Source organism: Bordetella bronchialis, from assembly GCF_001676705.1.
Taxonomy (GTDB): domain Bacteria; phylum Pseudomonadota; class Gammaproteobacteria; order Burkholderiales; family Burkholderiaceae_B; genus Bordetella_C; species Bordetella_C bronchialis.
On sequence record NZ_CP016170.1, the window covers coordinates 3,335,368 to 3,353,790 of the forward strand.

The 18,423-nt window shown below is 65.9% G+C and carries 18 protein-coding genes; 8 read left to right on the forward strand and 10 right to left on the reverse strand.

The window, feature by feature from the left end; translation table 11 throughout:
* Window positions 1-3: 3 nt before the first annotated feature.
* Together BAU06_RS14755 and BAU06_RS14760 are read left to right on the forward strand one after the other, a co-directional pair.
* Entirely contained in the window at window positions 4-1,629 is a 1,626-nt protein-coding gene (locus BAU06_RS14755; protein ID WP_197509303.1) for an amidase, read from the forward strand.
* Entirely contained in the window at window positions 1,626-2,312 is a 687-nt protein-coding gene (locus tag BAU06_RS14760) for a GntR family transcriptional regulator (RefSeq protein ID WP_066350524.1), read from the forward strand. Before BAU06_RS14755 ends, BAU06_RS14760 begins: the two co-directional genes overlap by 4 nt.
* A 20-nt stretch (window positions 2,313-2,332) precedes the next feature.
* Here the strand turns inward: BAU06_RS14760 and BAU06_RS14765 are convergent, their stop codons facing one another.
* The 6 genes from BAU06_RS14765 to BAU06_RS14790 form a co-directional block, all read right to left on the reverse strand.
* Window positions 2,333-3,166 (reverse strand): amidohydrolase family protein, encoded by an 834-nt coding sequence (locus tag BAU06_RS14765; RefSeq protein WP_066350527.1) that lies wholly within the window; start codon window positions 3,164-3,166, stop codon window positions 2,333-2,335.
* 14 nt (window positions 3,167-3,180) lie between these two features.
* On the reverse strand, window positions 3,181-4,155 hold the full coding sequence (locus BAU06_RS14770) for a cyclase family protein (RefSeq protein ID WP_066350530.1): 975 nt from the start codon (window positions 4,153-4,155) through the stop codon (window positions 3,181-3,183).
* 38 nt (window positions 4,156-4,193) lie between these two features.
* Complete coding sequence (locus BAU06_RS14775; protein ID WP_066350537.1) at window positions 4,194-5,474, reverse strand: MFS transporter; 1,281 nt, start codon at window positions 5,472-5,474, stop codon at window positions 4,194-4,196.
* Window positions 5,475-5,604: 130 nt separating this feature from the next.
* Window positions 5,605-6,324, reverse strand: coding sequence for a cysteine hydrolase family protein (locus BAU06_RS14780; RefSeq protein ID WP_066350553.1), 720 nt, complete (start codon window positions 6,322-6,324; stop codon window positions 5,605-5,607).
* 73 nt (window positions 6,325-6,397) lie between these two features.
* Complete coding sequence (locus BAU06_RS14785) at window positions 6,398-7,540, reverse strand: CaiB/BaiF CoA transferase family protein (RefSeq protein WP_066350556.1); 1,143 nt, start codon at window positions 7,538-7,540, stop codon at window positions 6,398-6,400.
* A gap of 283 nt (window positions 7,541-7,823) precedes the next feature.
* Entirely contained in the window at window positions 7,824-8,291 is a 468-nt protein-coding gene (locus BAU06_RS14790; RefSeq protein WP_066359087.1) for an Lrp/AsnC family transcriptional regulator, read from the reverse strand.
* A 109-nt stretch (window positions 8,292-8,400) separates the two neighbouring features.
* Here BAU06_RS14790 and BAU06_RS14795 point away from each other — a divergent pair, with 109 nt between their 5' ends.
* From BAU06_RS14795 to BAU06_RS14815, 6 genes are all read left to right on the forward strand, one after another.
* Window positions 8,401-9,312, forward strand: coding sequence for a DMT family transporter (locus tag BAU06_RS14795; RefSeq protein WP_066350559.1), 912 nt, complete (start codon window positions 8,401-8,403; stop codon window positions 9,310-9,312).
* Between the two features lie 56 nt (window positions 9,313-9,368).
* Entirely contained in the window at window positions 9,369-9,644 is a 276-nt protein-coding gene (locus BAU06_RS14800) for a biotin--protein ligase (RefSeq protein WP_066350562.1), read from the forward strand.
* Window positions 9,641-10,417 (forward strand): lipoate--protein ligase family protein, encoded by a 777-nt coding sequence (locus BAU06_RS14805; protein ID WP_066350565.1) that lies wholly within the window; start codon window positions 9,641-9,643, stop codon window positions 10,415-10,417. Before BAU06_RS14800 ends, BAU06_RS14805 begins: the two co-directional genes overlap by 4 nt.
* 42 nt (window positions 10,418-10,459) lie before the next feature.
* On the forward strand, window positions 10,460-11,335 hold the full coding sequence (locus BAU06_RS14810) for an RsiV family protein (protein WP_082988242.1): 876 nt from the start codon (window positions 10,460-10,462) through the stop codon (window positions 11,333-11,335).
* A gap of 219 nt (window positions 11,336-11,554) precedes the next feature.
* Entirely contained in the window at window positions 11,555-11,941 is a 387-nt protein-coding gene (locus BAU06_RS26245; RefSeq protein ID WP_231934103.1) for a GNAT family N-acetyltransferase, read from the forward strand.
* Between the two features lie 313 nt (window positions 11,942-12,254).
* On the forward strand, window positions 12,255-14,021 hold the full coding sequence (locus BAU06_RS14815; protein ID WP_066350576.1) for a GmrSD restriction endonuclease domain-containing protein: 1,767 nt from the start codon (window positions 12,255-12,257) through the stop codon (window positions 14,019-14,021).
* Between the two features lie 493 nt (window positions 14,022-14,514).
* Here the strand turns inward: BAU06_RS14815 and BAU06_RS14820 are convergent, their stop codons facing one another.
* From BAU06_RS14820 to BAU06_RS14835, 4 genes are all read right to left on the reverse strand, one after another.
* Window positions 14,515-15,804, reverse strand: a complete 1,290-nt coding sequence (locus tag BAU06_RS14820; protein WP_066350584.1) for a Glu/Leu/Phe/Val family dehydrogenase — start codon at window positions 15,802-15,804, stop codon at window positions 14,515-14,517.
* 210 nt (window positions 15,805-16,014) lie between these two features.
* Window positions 16,015-16,722, reverse strand: coding sequence for an ABC transporter ATP-binding protein (locus BAU06_RS14825; protein ID WP_066359097.1), 708 nt, complete (start codon window positions 16,720-16,722; stop codon window positions 16,015-16,017).
* A 4-nt stretch (window positions 16,723-16,726) separates the two neighbouring features.
* Window positions 16,727-17,449, reverse strand: a complete 723-nt coding sequence (locus BAU06_RS14830; protein ID WP_066350590.1) for an ABC transporter ATP-binding protein — start codon at window positions 17,447-17,449, stop codon at window positions 16,727-16,729.
* Window positions 17,436-18,410, reverse strand: coding sequence for a branched-chain amino acid ABC transporter permease (locus BAU06_RS14835; protein ID WP_415834892.1), 975 nt, complete (start codon window positions 18,408-18,410; stop codon window positions 17,436-17,438). Before BAU06_RS14835 ends, BAU06_RS14830 begins: the two co-directional genes overlap by 14 nt.
* Window positions 18,411-18,423: the final 13 nt, after the last annotated feature.

Here is an 18,423-nt window from a genome sequence, read left to right on the forward strand (position 1 = left end):
TCCATGAAACCCTTGCATGAACCGGCCGGCGACGGCCTGGCCGAACAGCAATCCGCCGTGGCCGCGATGACGCCGCGCCTGCACGGCATGGTGTCCCGTACCGATCCGGCTCAGGTGGCCGCGGAGGTCCTCCGCCTGAACGATGCGGTGCGGGCCGGCGTGCAAGGCCGCATCGTGCCCGGCAGCCACCCGCAGGACTATCCGCGCACGACAGTCCGCATGCGCGATGCGGCGCCACGTGGCGGCCCGTCGCCGGCTCCCGCCCACGACTCGCTGGCGCGGGCCTCGGCGCTGATACGGGCCGGGACCGTCAGCGCGGAAACCCTGACACGGCAGGCGCTGGCGCGCGCGGCGCAAGTGCAGCCCACCCTGAATCCCTTCATCGCCATCTGGGGCGAACGTGCGCTGGAGCAGGCGCGCGAGCGCGACCGCGAACTGGCGCAAGGCCATTGGCGCGGTCCCCTGCACGGGATTCCGCTTGCGCACAAGGACTGCTTCACGCGTGCCGGCCTGCCCATGACGGTGGGCTCCAAGGTCTTTCCCGACACGCCCGGCGACACGGATGCCGCGGTCCTGCGGCGGCTGGAGACGGCCGGCGCCGTGGACCTGGGGCCGCTGAACCTGAGCGAGATGGTCTCCGGCCCAACGGGACAGAATCCGCACTGGGGCGATTGCTGCAACGCCCACGACCCCGCGCGGGTCGCCGGCGGCTCGTCCAGCGGCTCGGCCGTGGCGGTCGCGTCCGGCGCGGTGTTCGGTTCGCTCGGTTCGGATACCGGGGGCTCGATCCGCCTGCCGGCCTCGATGAACGGCATATACGGCCTGAAGCCCACCTATGGCCTGGTGTCGCGCCAGGGCTGCTTTCCCCGCGCGTGGTCGCTGGACTGCATCGGGCCGCTGGCGCGCAGCCCCCTGGACTGCGCCCTGCTGCTGCAGGCGGTGGCCGGCCACGATGCCGACGATTCCTCCAGCCTGGATGCGCCGGTGCCCGACTACGCCGCCACGATAGGCGGCGGCGCGGCCGGCACCCGCGTGGCGCTGCTGGACGGCCTGGACCCCTACGACGATGCCATCGCGGCCGCGCTCGACGCCTACATGCAACGCGCCGCGGCGGTGTTCGGGCCGAGCGGCCGTGCGCGCTTCGACGACCTGGCGGCCTGCTATGCGATGGGCGACGTGATCGCCAAGGTCGAAGGCGCCACGATGCACGGCGAATGGATGCGACGCACGCCGCAACGCTATTCCCAGGCCGTGTACTCGCGTACCGAACCGGGTCTGCACATACCGGCGGTGCGCTACGCGGAGGCCCTGCTGGCCCGCGGCAAGCTGCTGGAAGCCTGGCTGGCGGGGCCGATGGCGCGGGCGGACGTGCTGGTGTGTCCCACCGTTCCCATCCAGGTGCCCACGCGCGCCGAGGCCGATATGGAAGGCCAGGGCCGCGTCTTCGGCGTGGTCGCGGCGATCACGCGCCTGACGCGGGCCTTCAATTACCTGGGGTTGCCCGTGCTCAGCGTGCCCATCGGCAAGGATGCCAACGGCATGCCCATCGGCGCGCAACTGATCGGCAGGCCGCTGTCGGAAGCGCGGCTGCTGGCCGTGGCGCACGCCCTGGCGGAGGCCGCCGCATGACGGACCGCACGCCGGAGACCATCCCCTACTTCCTGCGCGAAAAAATCCGCGCGCTGATCGTGGACGGCACGTTCCAGCCGGGCCAGCCCTTGCGGGAACAGGACCTGGAGCGTCGCTTCGGCTCCAGCCGCGGACCCATCCGGGAAGCGCTGCGCCTGCTGGAACAGACCGGGCTGGTGACGCACATGCAGCGCCGCGGCTTCCGCGTGACGCTCTACGACGACAGGGAGATACGCGACCAATACCTGCTGCGCGCCGAGCTGGAAGCCTATGCCATCAAGCAATTGGCGGACGCCGGCGACCTGGGGCCGCTGCTGCAGACGCTGAAGTCCTGCCGCACGCAACTCGAGGCCGCGTACAAGGCGCACGATCCGCGCGCCTACCTGATGGAGATACGGCGGTTCTACGACGCCATCGCGGCTTATACGGGCAACCGTCCCTTGTGCGGCGCGCTGGCGCGGCTGAACGAAACCGCCGAGCCGCTGCGCTACAACCTGCTGTCGCGCCGCCTGGAGGAAAGCCGCACGCGCCAGTACATGCTGCGCATCATCCAGGCGCTGGAAGCCGGCCGCTTCGAGGACGCCGCCGCGCTCAAGCGCGAGCACGTGCTCATGAACCTGCCCAGCATCATCGAGGCCTACGCCGCCGTGCGCTACCAGGAACAACGCAGCGCCGCGGCGTAGGGCGCGACGCGTTTGAACGGTCAATCGAAGCCGTAGAGCTCGCGCGGATTGTCCACCAGGATGCGATGCCGCACGGCGGCGTCCGGCGCCCATTGCGCCAGCAAGGCCAGCAATCTCACGGTATCGGGCGGCACATGGGGGCGTTCCGTCACGTGGGGCCAATCGCTGCCCCACACCAGGCGTTGCGGCGCCGCCTGCACGAAGGCGCGCGCGACGGCGCCGGCATCGGGATAGTCCGGACCGCCTCGCAATGTGTTCAGATACGCGCCCGACAACTTCACCCAGCAACGGCCGCGATCGATCAATCCCCGCACGATGCCCCAGGCCGGATGACGCACTCCCAGGCCAGGCGGCAGACGCGCCATGTGATCGAACACCACGGGACACGGCAGGCGCGCCAGCATGGCCGCATGCGCGACGACCTGGTCGCCCGACATATGCAGCTGGGCGTGCCAGCCCAGGCCGGCGATGCGCCGCGCCAATGTATCGATCATGTCGACCGTCATCACGGTATCGGCGGGATTCCACACGCTGAAGCGCAGGCCGCGCACGCCGCCCGCGTCCAGGGCGCGCAGCGTGGCGTCATCGACGCCGGGCGCCACGACGGCGATGCCGCGCGCCTGTCCGTGGAATTGCGCCACCGCATCCAGCAGGCAGGCGTTGTCCGTGCCATAGCGCTTGGCCTGCACGATGACGGCCCGCCGCGTGCCCATGCGCGCGGCCACGGCGCGGTAGTCGCGCACGGTACCGTCCCGGAACGGCGCGCCGTTGCCCGGCTGCTCCGCGAAGCGCGGGTCGAAGATATGCAGATGGCTGTCGCAGGCATCCGCCGGAATGTCCATCGAATATTGCATGGCCCTGCCCTTTGCTAGCGGATCGCCATGGCGTTGGCCGGCGAACCGACGCCGCCGCGCAGGTTCAGTGGCGACGAGACAAAGAAATACTCATGTTGCCCATGGCGGTCGGCGTCCTCGGCCAGGGCATCGAGGTCGAACATCTCGCCCAGCAACAGCCCCAGCCGGGCGATCGCCAGGTGCAGGCTGGGTTGGCCGGGCACCAGGGGCCAGCGCTCGACCGTGACACCATCCGAGGCCACCCCCGCGACGCGATGGTCCCACAGGAATTCCCACATATCGACGTCGCCGGACAGCCCCGAGTAATCGCGGCCGGCGAACAAGGCGGCGCGTGCCGTGTCGTCCTGGGCATGGCGGAACGCACTTACCCAACCGGTCCGCACCAGCAGCAGGTCGCCGGGCCGCAACCCGCTGCCTTGCGCATGCAGGCAGGCCCGCAGGTCCTCGGCGCTGGCCGCCATGCTGCCGCCGGGATTCCAGGGCCGCCCCATGCGCGCGAAGTGGCGCGGCAGGTCCACCAGCACGGCGCGCGTGGCCAGGCCGAAACGCGCCAGGTGTTCGATGCCGTTGCGGGTGCCCTCGCGCTGCGTCACGTCGGCATCCTGCGCCGCGTTGTAGAAGCCGCGCAGCGGATCGGCGATATGGGTCAGCCCGTCCCATTGCGTGGATGACTGCGGATAGAAGTCGTCCAGCTTGTCGTCGCGCACGACCAGGCCGGCATAGTCCAGCTTGAACAGGGTCTGGCGCGGCGCGCGCCGTATCTTGTGGCTGGCCTGTCCTATCATGCCCAACGGCATGTGCATGGGCAGGTTCAGGTTGAAGCGCAGGCCCGCGCGGATCAGGCCGCCGGCGGCGGCGACGGTATCGGACGCGATGTGATTGACGGTTCCCAGCTGGTCGCCCATGCCCCACACGCCCCACGCCAGCGGCAGTCCGCTGGCATCGGGCCTGGGCAGATCCGCATAACGGGGAAAAGGCGTTTCGCTCATTGGGGTCGCTCCGGGATGCGGCGGACCGCGGTGGAGGCTCAGCTGATGTGCTGGCCTTTGGTTTCCGGCGAAATCAACACCACCATCCACGCCAGGACGAAGGCCACCACCGTGGTCAGCATGCCGGTCTTGAAGCCCGCGGCCGAGGTGGCCAGCGCGCCGATCAGGTAAGGCGCGATCATGCCGCCGATGCGGCCGCCGTTGTAGGCCAGCCCCATGGCGAACCCGCGCGCCGCCGTCCGCGGCACGAGTTCGGCGGCGAAGGGCCCCATGCCGGCGAACAGGCCGGTGATGCCCAGTCCGGTGAAGAAGCTGGCGACCAGCAGCAGGCGCTCCTGTTCGATGGTGACAAAGCCGATGACGGCGATGGCGCCGATCAACAGGTACAGCGAAAACGTGGCCTTGCGGCCGATCCGATCCACCAGCGTCGCGAACACCAGGAAGCCGATCAGCGAGCCCAGCTGCTGCGCCAGGGTGAACCCCAGGCTGTGGACGAAATTGAAATGCTTGACCGTGACCAGGAAGGTGGGCGTCCAGGTGAATACGGCCCAATACACGTACTGCACGAAAAAGATAAAACCGAAGGCCTTGACCAGGCCCTTGGCGTTCTCGGGCCGCAGCAGGTCCGCGATGCGGCCGCGCGGTTCTCCCGTCCTGACGCGCGCCAGCCACACCGGCGATTCGGGCGTGCGCCGCGCGACCGGGTAGAGGATAACGATGGGAAGCAGGCCGATGGCATAGACCCAGCGCCAGCCGCCGCCGTCCAGGCCGCCCGCGGCATGGCTGACCAGCGCCACGATGCCGATGGCCAGCAGCGATCCCAGCGGCAGCCCCAGTTGCATCAGGGCACCTCCCTTGCCGCGGTGCTCGGGCCTCCAGGTCTCGGCCACCAGCGCGGCGCCCGCCGTCCACGAGCCGCCCATGCCCAGTCCGGCCAGCACGCGCGTGACGGCGACCATGGCGGCGCCCGCGGCCAGCGCCGTGGCGCCGGAGAACACGGAGTAGATCAGGATGGTGACGATCAGCGTCTTCACGCGGCCATAGCGGTCCGCCACCCAGCCGAAGGCGATGCCACCCACGATCTGGCCCAACGCCGACAGGCTGCCGATCAGGCCGGCCTCCGCGCGTGTCAGGTCGAAGTAGACGATGAAGGCAGGGACCGTCAGCGAAAGAATGAATATCTCGTAGACCTCGAACAGCCAGCCCAGGCCGGACAAGGCCAGCACCCGCCAGGCGTCGCGGGAGACGTCGCGGTACCAGGGGCCGGCATGCGGCGCGGGCGCCGCGCCGGAAGGCGGGGATGACAGACGGTCCGACATGATTGCTCTCTCCTGGTCTTGTTATGGTGTGCCGCATGCGATGGCGGCTTGCCCGCATCGGGGCATGAGCGCGCGGGAACGACCGGACGCGACGGCACGCCCCGGCGCGCGGGGGCCGCCGCGAGGTGGATCAGGGACCGGCCTGCGCGCCGAAATCCATGCGCTGCGCGTCGGGCAGGCGCAGATACGCCAGCACCTGGGCCATGGGCACCACGTCGGCGAACTGGCGATTCATATCGAACAGACTGATGGCGTGCGAAATCGGAATGCGATCGAACACGCACTCCTGCGGCACGATGGTGCGGAAGTTGTACGAGGCCGAATCGAACACCGTGGCGCGGATGCAATTGCTGGTGGCGCCGCCCATGACGATGACGGTGTCGACGCCGCGGTCGATCAGGTAGCCGAGCAAGGGCGTACCGTGGAAGCCGCTGGGTTTTTTCTTGACGAAGACCACGTCGCCCGGGGCGGGATGCAGGACATCCACCAATTCCGCCCCCACCGTGCCGGCCAGGCACCAGCGTTCGCTGTCCAGCAGGCCGCGCTTGCGGCGATAACCGCCGATGTCGCTGCCATCGCGATCGACTTCGAAGCGGGTAAAGAAGCACGGCACGCCGGCCTGCTGCGCCGCGCCCACCACCTGGGCGATGGCGGCCACGGAAGCGCGGCCGGCGTCGCCGCAGCTGGCTGGCCAATCGGCGTCCTCGCCCAGCGCGCCCACCATGTATTTCTGCGCGTCGATCACCACCACGGCCGGATGCCGGCCGAAACCCATGCGCCGGCCGAAGCCGCCGCGCCGCAGCACCGCCGCGTCCTGTTCCGACAGATACGATTCCCAAAGCGCCGTCATGCTGCCCGCCTTTGCGTAGAGTCCCGGCATATGCGGCCCGCGCCAGCCTGCATGCGGCGCGGCGCCACCCCGATCAGCCCAGCACGCCCGCGGCGCGCAGTCGTTCCAGTTCCGCGTCCGTCCAGCCGCCCTCGCGCAGGACCTGCTCGGTATGCTGTCCCAGCGTGGGCGCGGCGCGCGGCGCCGCCACCGGCCCCTTGCCGAACTGCACCGGCCGCGCCAGGCCGCGATAGCTGCCGACGGCCGGATGCGGATAGGTATGCACCATGTCCTGCGCCATGACCTGCGGATGATCGAACATGTCCTCGATGGGACGCGCCGGCGCGCACGGGACGCGCACGCCGAAGATCTCCTGCCATTGCAGCGCTGTGTGGGCCCGCAGGGCCTGCCGCAGTCGCGGCACGATCTCGTCCGCGTGTTCGGCGCGCTTGCGCACGCTGTCGTAGCGCGGATCCCGGCCCATCTCCGGCAGGCCGACCAGTTCGCACAGCGCCTCCCAGAAATGCGGCGTGTTCGCCGACAGGTAGATGCTGCCTTCGCGGGTGGGATGCAGGCCGGTGATGCCGCCGGAACGCATATCGCGCCAGACTTCGCGCGGTTCGTTCTCGGCCCAGATGAAGCGGGCCGATTGCATCGCCAGCGCGCTGCCCAGCAGCGATACGCCCACATACGAGCCCTGCCCCGTGCGCTCGCGCTGGTACAGGGCCGAGGCCACGCTGCCGGCAAGCAGCGAGGCCGCGTAGTAATCCACCACGGAGCCATAGACGATCTCGGCATCGCCGGGCGCCCCCTGGAAGGTGCAGATCCCCGTCATGGTCTGCAGTACCTGGTCGTAGCCGGCGCTGTCCTTGAGCGGACCCGTATCGCCGTATCCGGTAAGCGCGCAATAGACCAGCCGCGGGTTGCGGGCGCGCAGGGTGTCGTAATCGATCCCCAGCCTGGGCGGCACGCTGGGACGGAAGTTGTGCACCAGGACGTCGGCCTGTTCCGCCAGCCGCAGCAGGACGTCCTTGCCCGCGGGATGCTTCAGGTCCAGCCGGATGCCGAGCTTGCCGCGGTTGACGCCCAGGAAGGCCCGGCCTTCGGCCGCCAGCGTGGAGGGATAGTTGCGCAGGTTGTCGCCCTGCGGCGGTTCGACCTTGATGACCTCCGCGCCCTGGTCGGCCAGCAGCGCGCATCCGTACGGGCCGGCGATGTAGCCGCTCAGATCGAGCACCTTGACGCCGCTGAGCGGGCCGCGATAGCCGGCGTCCGGGACGTGGCCCGCCGCCGGGCCGCCGGCCGCGCCGCCGGGCGATGTTGCACCGGGTCCACGACCGGACGTGGAATCTGCTTGAGTCAATCGGACACCTCGATGTGTGTCGACGGGACGATCCGCGCCATGGGCGGCGGGCCGGCGTCGTGGCTGATGACCTTGCCTGCGGAAGATTCTATCGAGCCGGGTTGAGATTGTCTACAATTTACAAAAAACAAATTGCTACGGATGAGAAACGCGCCGCTTATGCCAGCGGCGGAAGGCGCCGCCGCAGCGTCGCGTCCTTGACGATGGCGGTGTTGGTTTCGGCGTACTCGGTGACCCGGTCCAGGATCTCGTCCAGATGCCCGATCGTGCGCAGGACGACGCGGGCGACAAAGCAGTCCTCGCCCGTCACCTTGTCGCATTCGACGAATTCCGGGATGTCCTTCAGCAGCGCTTCGACATGCCGCAACTGGCCGGGCATGGGGCGCACCCGCACGATGGCCTCCAGCGTGTAGCCCAGGGCAGCCGGATCGATGTCCACCGTATAGCGGCGTATGACGCCGGTTTCTTCCAGGCGCCGCAGGCGGTCGGAGACGCTGGGCGAGGACATGCCCACCGTCCTGGCCAGCTCGGCGACGGACGCCCGCGCATTGGCCGACAGCAGCGTGATCAGGCGGCGATCCACCGCATCCAGGCCGGGTTCTTGGTTATTAAGGCCGACAGGCATGATTTTTCCTCCAAACGAAGGCACATCGATGAAAATTGCGCGGTTCCGATATGTGAACGCGCCGATCCGGCTGGGATAATTTTCCTCGAAACGAGCGAGGATCGCCATCATGACCACTCCCAACGAACGCCTGGGCATCGTGCAAATGAGCACGGCCATGGCCCTTTCCGGCACCCTGGGTTTCTTCGTCCTGGAATCGGGACAAACGCCCTTCAACGTGGTGTTTTTCCGCTGCGTGTTCGGCGCGCTGGCGCTGCTGGCGTATTGCCATGCCGCCGGGCTGCTGTCGCGGCGCCACTTCACCCGAACCACTTTCCTGATGGCCGTGGCGGCCGGCGCGGCGCTGGTCATGAACTGGGTGCTGCTGTTCTCGGCCTATCGCCTGGCCTCGATTTCCCTGTCCACCGCGGTCTACAACTTCCAGCCCTTCTTCCTGATGGGGCTGGGCGCCCTGTTCCTGGGCGAGCGGCCCAGCGCCAGCAAGATCGCTTGGGCCGTGCTGGCCTTCGGCGGCCTGTTGCTGTTGCTGGACCTGCGCGGTTCGCAGCTGTCCTTGCACGACGGGCACGTGCTGGGCCTGGCGCTGGGCATGGGCGCCGGGGCGCTGTATGCCGTGACCGCCATCATCGTGAAGCGCCTGGCGCATATTCCGCCGCATCTGCTGGCCCTGGTGCAGGCGGCGGTCGGTATCGTGATGCTGGCGCCGCTGGCCGACTTCCACGCCTTGCCCACCCTGCCGACGCAGTGGGCCTGCCTGGCAGTCCTGGGCGTAGTGCACACCTGCCTGATGTACATCCTGCTGTACTCGGCCATCCAGAAGCTGGCCACCTCGCTGCTTGCCGCCCTGTCCTTCATCTACCCCGCGGTGGCCATCCTGGTCGACTACGCGTTCTTCGGGCAGCGCCTGGATCTAGCCCAGGCGGCCGGCATCGCGCTGATCCTGCTCGCGGTCGCCGGCGTGACCCTGAATTGGCGGCCATGGCCCGCCGCCGTGGCCCCACCGAGCGGTCGCATGCCTTAACATCGACGCACGCGCATGCCGTCCGCGCGGACGGCGCGCTTGTTCGAGGAATTTCCATGCATGGCGAATACAAGGTGCCGGGCGGCAAACTGGTCGTGGCCGATGTGCAGGTGGACGGCGGCGCCCTGGCACAGGTAAGCATCAGCGGCGACTTTTTCCTGGAGCCGCCCGAAGCCCTGGCGGAGATCGACCGCGCATTGACCGGCCTGTCCGCGCAGGCCACCGAAGCGGAGATCGCGCTGGCCGTGGCGCTGGCCCTGCCGCGCGGCACCGAGATGTTCGGTTTTTCCCCCGAAGCGGTGGCCGTGGCGGTACGGAGGGCACTCGCATGAGCCGCACCACATGGCGCGACCACGACTGGCAATTGATACGCGAAGGCCCGCGCACGCCCTTGCAGCACATGGCGCTGGACGCCGTACTCTGCGACGAAGTGGCCGCGGGACGCCGTCCCCCTACCCTGCGGTTCTGGGAATGGGCCGCCCGCGCGGTGGTCATCGGCCGCTTCCAATCCCTCAGGAACGAGGTAGACCCGGACGGCGCGCGGCGCCACGGCGTGGAGGTCGTGCGCCGCGTCAGCGGCGGCGGCGCCATGTTCGTGGAGCCGGGCAACACCATCACGTATTCCATCTACGCGCCGCTGTCGCTGGTGGAAGGCATGAGCTTCCAGGAATCGTATGCCTTCCTGGACCAGTGGACCCTGGAGGCCCTGCAATCGCTGGGCATCAAGGCCTGGTACCAGCCCCTGAACGACATTACGTCCGAAGGCGGCAAGATCGGCGGGGCGGCCCAGGCGCGCCGCGGCAAGGCGGTGCTGCACCACGTCACCATGGCCTACGACATCGATGCCGACAAGATGGTGCAGGTGCTGCGCATCGGCCGCGAAAAGCTGTCCGACAAAGGCACCACCAGCGCGAAAAAGCGCGTGGATCCCTTGCTGACCCAGACCGGCATGGACCGGGAACGTATCATCGACCGCATGATCGAAGTGTTCAAGGACAGGCATGGCCTGGCCCCCGGCGCCATCGCCGAAGCCGAGCTGGCCGAGGCCGACCGCCAGGCCCGCGAGCGCTTCGCCACCGAGTCCTGGCTGAACCAGGTCCCCTGAATGACCGACGCTTCCCTCACCCCGCCACACCCCCGAACCGCCATGCTCGAGTCCCACCACGCGTCCCTGCACGACGATACGCCGTCTAGCCGCACGCTGCCGCGCCAGGACCGGCGCACCGCCACGGTCCGCCGGGCGGCCGGCGGCCTGCTCGCCTGCTGCCTGCTGTCGCTGCTGGCCGCATGCGGCAGTTCGCCACCGGCCGATATCAGCCTGGCGTCCAGCAGCGCGCAGCCCGCGGACGCGGCCGACGTCAAGGTCGAAAGCGTCAAATGGACGAAAACCAAGCCCGGCTGCAAGGGCGAATGCCCGCGCATCGAGGTGGATTCCGTGGCGTTTCCGGAGATCCCCAAGCTGACCGCCCTGGTCGACCACGTACTGGCCTACATGACCGGCGTGGACCGCAACCGCCGCGGCCCCTACGAAACCCTGAACGAATACGCGCAGTTCTTCTTCCAGACGGCGCAACCCCGCGACGAGACCTGGTTCAAGGCCAGCGTCAAGGACACGGTCGGGGACATCATCGCCATCGAGCTGCACACGGGCCAGTACGTGACCGGCGCGGCCCACCCCATCCCGGCCACCCAATACATCAACTGGCAGCGCAGCAAGGGGCGCGTGCTGGCGCTGGGCGAAGCCATCCTGCCCGGACGGGGCCCGCAGTTCGTGGAAGCGCTGAAGGCCGCGCACGCGCGCTGGCTCAAGACCAACGACGACTACAAGCGCGATCCGGCGGCCTACAACAAGCTGTGGCCCTACGAGCCCTACGACAATTTCGCCCTGACCCGCGAAGGCATGACGGTCAAATACGATGCGTACTCGATCGCGCCCTATTCCTACGGGGAGCCGGAGCTGCAGATCCCCTACAAGGACCTGGTCGGCATCCTGCGTCCGGAGTTCATCCCCGCCCGGAACTGAATCCTGCCGGCGCGCGAAAGCGGCGTGTTTTTTCAGGCTGGCGACAGCGGCGAGCCGGATGTCGGAATCCACCGCGTTGAAACACTTGATGCGGGCCCCAGCGCATTGACAACTCGAAGACAAACGCTAGTCTAGCGGGAGTCCAATAGCTAAGCCGAGGCGGCAATGGCGATTTCCATCTCCAGGATCTTCGAGGTTACGCCGGAGCTCGTCGAAGCCATGAAACGGTTGCTTCCCGAGCTATCGTCGTCCGCACCGGCAATCTCTGCCGAAAGCCTTCGGGAGATAACCGCGTCGCCCGCGACCGTTCTATTCGTTGCCAGATCCGGCTCTCAAGCCATAGTGGGAACGCTGACATTGGCGTGCTTTCTTCTTCCGACAGGTAGGAGAGCATGGATCGAGGACGTCATCGTTGATCCCGACTCTCGTGGGCTCGGTGTTGGGAAAGCTCTCTGCCAAGCGGCCATCCAATACGCTACCGGATTGGGGGTGGTGAGTATCGACCTCACGTCGCGGCCATCTCGGGTCGCAGCGAACCAGCTGTATAGAAAACTGGGGTTTCAGCAACGGGAGACTAACGTCTACCGTTATACAGTAGTCCGTTAGTCGTGCGTCTCTGAGTAGCTCGTTGCGCTGCGTGGACTTCCACGAGCGCAACTTTCTTCATAGGCCGCTTTCGGCCATCTCCCGCCGTTCGCCGGTGCCCACAGGAAGACGCTCAAACAGCGGCTTCCCTCAGATAACTGACGTTCGAATGCCCACGGTGTTGGGCCGCGTCGTCGGCCGGCTCTGTGGGTCTATCATGGACCTCATGCGGTGGCCGATATAGGTGACTGAGCGGTCCCCACCCGCACATCGCGGTTTTAGCGCGTTGATACGTTGGATAGTTTAAGATACCTATTTTGCTCGCCGAGGCGCCATGTCAGAGCTCGCATCCCAACCGACGTCGATCCAGTCAGTGTACGCAATGTATCGCGAGGACAAGCTGTTCGTGAATCGTCGCTATCAGCGCAAACTAGTTTGGACGCTTGAAGAAAAGCAACGCCTCATCGAGTCAATTGTAAACCGGTACCCGATTCCGGCCATCCTAATCGCTGAGAGGAAATCGGGCGATGGCTATGAAATTATCGACGGCCTCCAGCGATTACACGCCATTGTTTCCTTTATTGAGACTGGATTTTCGACGCTGGATGGTAATTATTTTGATGTCAAGCATTTCCCGACCGCGAAGGCCAATGCTGATGGGGGTCTATTTTCCATCGCAGACACTCAGAACTGGATCAGTCAAAAGGATGTAAGCGCCGTTCTCGACTACACGCTTGCACTTTCGGTCATGCGAAATGCGACTGACGACGAGGTAAATGATGTCTTCGGGCGCATCAATACTTACGGACATCGCTTGAGCGACCAAGAACGCCGCCAAGCTGGCGTCGAAAACGAGTTCTCACAGATGGTCCGACTGATAGCCTGCGGCGTACGAGGAGACGCCTCGGCGGACATACTCCCTCTTAAGTCAATGCCTAGCATCAGCATTGACCTGCCCATGGTAAAGCACGGTTACGAGGTCAAGGCTGACGAAGTGGTGTGGGTCGAGCAAGGGGTGCTTCGCTCAACAGACCTACGGGATAGCATGGATGAGCAGTGCATCGCTGATATCGCGGCATGCATTGTCGGCGGTGAACTGATTGAGCGCTCAAAAGATGCGCTCGACGCGATTTATGACGCCACAACCCCCGAGAGCGAGAGAGTGAACAACGCGCTTGAGGTATACGGCGCCGATAAATTTTCTCAAGAATTTAAGTTCTGCCTCGATCAAATACTCACCGTTTGTAATACAGATGGCCGGGCTAAGCTCCGAAATATCATCTTCATGAAGGGCACAACCAACGCGTTTCCAGCAGTGTTCGCGATAATCCTCATTGCTTTTCACGAATTGATCGTGAAAAGCGGCATGATCATCTCCGATCACTCGGCTGTAAAAAAGGGGCTCACCGGATTATCTAATCGCATCGATACAAGTCGGGGCGCTACCTCTACTGCCGAACGGCGCAAGAACATCGACACGGTCAAGGGTCTGATTGTTGGTGGCTTCGTCAAGGCCGAGGTGGACAAACTGATTTACGGCAGCCACGCGACAGTCGATATTGAGTCGACCATCCGCCGATCGGAAATCGAACTTTCTGACTATGAATTGAAGCAGGGTATGTTGCTGCTCAGCGATGACCGCAAAATAGATGACGCTCTGATAGAGAAAGTGCTCAAGACGTTGTGTGCCATAGCGAATAACGGCCCGCAGCGCGATGGGAAAGTACTAATTGGAGTGACCGACAAAGATGCCGACGCGGCAAGGGTCAAACAGTTGGACGGCATCGAACCAAAGAAAGTCGGCAAACGTTATGTTGTCGGTGTAGTTCGAGAAGCGAAAGTGCTTGGGCTCTCGGTCGAAGACTACTATACGAAGTGGAAGGACGCGATCAAGAAATCGCCGTTGTCCTCTGCTCTTCGCGACTCAATTCTTTCGCACATTGACTACAACTCGTTCTACGGACTGGGGGTGATCGTATTCACAGTACCGCCGCAAAAAGAGCTTTCGTACTACGGAGACGATGTGTACTGGCGCAACGGCGACTCGACGGAGATCGCGACGACCGCCAAGCAAATAGCTGGGCTCGCACATCGCTTCTAGTTCATTGCAATTGAAGATAGGGGCAGTATAGGGGGCAACGCCCCCTGTTTTCTTATTGGGTCCCATCGGGCATCCGATCAGAAGCTATCGCTGATTGAAAAGTTCGAGCTGCGGATGAGCGTTCTAGGCTCCAGAGGAGCCATGACAACGCCAATGAGGGAGCGGCCGCGATTCTCTGCCAATCATCGTTTGGTATAGCTGCGCGGCGGCCGTTGTACCTTCATAGCGGTCACTGAGGCCCAGCGAACCCGAAGGGCCGAAGTGAGTCGATAGCGATCGGCCGTGTTCCCGTAACGGCGAGTGATGGCGTCTTTGGGATCGTCCGTCACGTGACACAAATCTCTTGCCGAACGCCAGTCAGATGTACTTGCTCCCTAACCCAAGCATGTCCGGCAGGGAAAATTGGAGAACGCCCGGAATTCGGCGCTGCGGCCGCGTCGCGGCGGCCCCTTGCATGGCGCCGCCGCGACGATAGGGAGCCTTGCCGGCCCGCTTACGGATACAGCCCGCGCACCTGGCGGGCCTGCAGGATGCGCGTGCAGGCCACGATGAACGCGGCCGTGCGCAGCGTCACCTTGTGTTCGCGCGCCACCTGCGACACGGCGGCGTAGGCGTCGCGCATGATGCGCTCCAGGCGGTGGTTGATTTCGTCCTCGGTCCAGAAGAAGCTGGAGAAGTCCTGCACCCACTCGAAGTAGCTGACCGTCACGCCGCCGGCGTTGGCCACCACGTCGGGCACGACCAGGATGCCTTTGTCGAAGAGGATGTCGTCGGCATCCGGCGTGGTCGGACCGTTGGCGCCTTCCACCACCACCTTGGCATTGATTCCCGCGGCGTTCGCGCCGGTGATCTGCCCTTCCAGCGCGGCGGGAATCAGGAACTCGGTTTCCAGCTTCCAGAATTCCGCGGGATCCAGCGCCTGGGCTTTTTCGAAGCCGCCCACGCCGCCGTTCTGCGACACATGGACCAGCAGTTCCGGTACGTCCAGGCCGAACTCGTTATAGATGGTGCCCGTGTGGTCCTGTACGGCGATCACCTTGGCCCCCACGCCGTGGAACAGGCGCGCCGCCGTGCCGCCCACATTGCCGAAGCCTTGCACGATGACGCGGGCGCCGTTCACGTCGAAGCCCAGGTCGCGCGCGGCTTCGCAGGCCACGACGAACACGCCGCGCCCGGTGGCCTCCACGCGGCCCAGGCTGCCGCCCAGGGCCACCGGCTTGCCGGTGACCACGCCGGTGGCGGTGGCGCCCTCGTTCATGGAATACGTGTCCATCATCCACGCCATGATCTGGGCGTTCGTATTGACGTCCGGCGCGGGGATGTCCTTGGACGGCCCGATGATGACGCCGATCTCGCTGGTATAGCGGCGGGTGATGCGTTCCAGCTCCGCCTGGGACAGCCCGCGGGGATCGACCCGGATACCGCCCTTGGCGCCGCCGTACGGCAGATTGACCGCCGCGTTCTTGATCGACATCCAGGCGGCCAGCGCCATGACCTCGGACAGCGTGACGTCCTGGTGGAAGCGCACCCCGCCCTTGCCCGGCCCGCGCGAGGTGTTGTGCTGTACGCGATAGCCCTCGAAATGGGCGATACGCCCGTCGTCCATTTCGATGGGCACGTCCACGATGAGCGCCCGCTTGGGACGCTTCAGCGTCTCGACCCAGCGGCCCAGCGCCCCGAGATAGGGCGTGACGCGGTCGACCTGTTGCAGATAGATACCCCAGGGACCGACATTTTTCGGATCCAGGTACGACGGCAAGGCATGGGTAAGCTTTTGTTGCATTCGAACTGCTCCTCACGGGTTGTCGCGCCCATTGTAGACGCAAGACAGATCGCCGTCCCCGTTAAATTTATAAATCAATATAAAGGGGACACATAGGAACGATTCCTACAAACAACAGTATTTCAACGAAAGTCCGCAGCCAGCCTTCGGATGGGCCCGCTGAAGGACCATCTCCCCCACCCGGGCCCCGCCCTCGGTACGACTACAGGCTCACATGCCGAGGTAAGCCTGCCTCACCTCATCCGATGCCGCAAGCTCCGCGGCGGTGCCCGACAGTGCGATGGCCCCGCTTTGCATGACATACGCTCGCGCGGCCACGTCCAGCGCCGCGCTCATGTTCTGCTCGACCAGCAATACCGACAACCCGGCCTGCTTGTTCAGCGCGGCCAGCGCATCGAATACTTGCTCGACCAGCAGCGGCGACAAGCCCAGGCTGGGCTCATCCACCAGCAGCAGCCGCGGCCCGCTCATCAGCGCGCGGCCGATCGCCAGCATCTGGCGCTCGCCGCCCGACATCGTGCCGGCCAGCTGCGTGCGCCGCTCTTTGAGCCGCGGGAACACCTGGTAGACATGCTCCAGCCGCTCGCGATAGACCGCATCGCTGGCCACGGTGTAGGCGCCCAGCCGCAGGTTCTGCTCCACCGGCTGGCGGGCGAACACGCGGGCGCCCTCCGGGATCAGGGCGATGCCGCGCTTGACCAGCTTCTCCGGCCGCGTGCCGGTGATTTCCTGGCCATCGAAGGTGACCTGTCCCGACGCCGGACGCACGGTACCGACGATGGCGGCCAGGGTGCTGGACTTGCCGGCGCCGTTGGCGCCCAGCAGCGCGGTGATCTCGCCCGGCCGTACCTCCAGCGAGATCCCGCGCACGGCTTGCACGCCACCATAGGCGACGTGCAGGTTATCGACTTTCAGGATCGCCTCAGGCACGGTGCTTTCTCCCCAGATAAGCCTCGATCACAGCGGGGTTGCGTACGATTTCCTGCGGCGGCCCTTCCGCGATGGTCTGGCCGAAGTTCAGCACCAGCACCCGCTGCGCCAGGCGCATCACCACTTCCAGCACGTGCTCGACGATGACCAGGGTCACGCCGGCGGCGTGAATGCCGCGCAGGATTTCCGCCAGCGCGATGGCTTCGGTGGGATTCAGGCCGCCCGCGACCTCGTCCAGCAGCAACATGCGCGGCTCCGTCGCCAGGGCGCGCGCCAACTCCACGCGCTTTTGCCCGGCCACGTTCAGGCCGGAAGCCTTGACGTCGGCACGGTCGGCCAGGCCGACCAGCTCCAGCACCTTCCGCGAGGCGGCGCGCGCATCCTGCAGCCGCGGGTGGCGCAGCAGCGCGCCTACCATGGTGTTCTCCAGCACCGTCATCTGGCCGAAGTTGCGCGGTATCTGGTAAGTGCGCACCAGGCCCATGGCGGCGACCTGCTCGGGCTTGCGGCCCAGCATGGATTGGCCATTGAAGGAAACGCTGCCCGAGGTGGGTTCGTGATGGCCCACCAGGCCGTTGAACAAGGTGCTCTTGCCCGCGCCGTTGGGTCCGATGATGGCGACGATCTCGCCAGACTCGACGCTAAGGCTGATGTCCTTGTTGGCGACCAGCCCGCCGAAGCGTTTGGTCAGTTGTTTGACTTCAAGCAGAGCCACGGCGCCCCCTCAAGGTAATCAGGCCGCCGGGCAGGAACAGGGTCACCAGCAGAATGGCCAATCCGAACACCAGCAGATCCAGGCCCAGGCCGGAACTGCCCCACATCACCCGCGTGCCCTCGGACAGCGGCAGCAGCACCGCGGCGCCTATCCATGGGCCCACCAGCGTCCCCACCCCGCCCAGGATGGCCACCAGCACCACTTGCACGGACATGGTCAGGCTGAAGGTCGATTCCGGATCGATGAAGCCCACGTACATGGCGAAGAAGCCGCCCCAGGCGCCGGTCACGGCGGCCGACAGCACGAAGGCCAGCATCTTGTAGCGGTCGGCCGGAACGCCCAGGCTGCGGGCGGCGGCCTCGTCGCCGTTGATGGCTCGCCAGTAGAAGCCGGTACGCGAATGCACCAGGAAGTACGTCAGCAGGAACGTGAGCAAGGCAAGCGCCACCGCGATCCAGTAATACGGGACCTTGGTGCGGAACAGCAGCATCAGCGGGGCGTCCCCGATGGGCGCTTCCACACCCACGGCGCCGCCCGCCCAATCCCAGTTGATCATCAGCAGCAGGCCGATCTGCAGCAACGCAATGGTGGCCATCGCGAAGTAATGGCCCGATAGCCGCAGGGTGGGACCGCCGACGACCCAGGCCAGCGCCGCCGAGATCGCCGCGCCCGCCGGAATGCCCAGCAGCGGCGTCACTTTCAGGTGATGCAGCAGCAGGATGGTGGTGTACGCCCCCACGCCGACGAACACGCCATGGCCGAAGGAAATGCGGCCCAGGAAGCCGCCCACCAGATTCCATGCGGCGCCCAGCGCGCCGAACAGCAGTACCAGCAGCAGCACCTGGATGGTGAACTGGTCCGTGACGAACAGCGGGACCGCGGCGAACAGCGCCGCGACCACGAAGGCGGCCACCAGCGGCGCGCGCGAATGCCGGGCCTTCGCCGGCATGGCGGCCGTCATATCCATTTGTTTT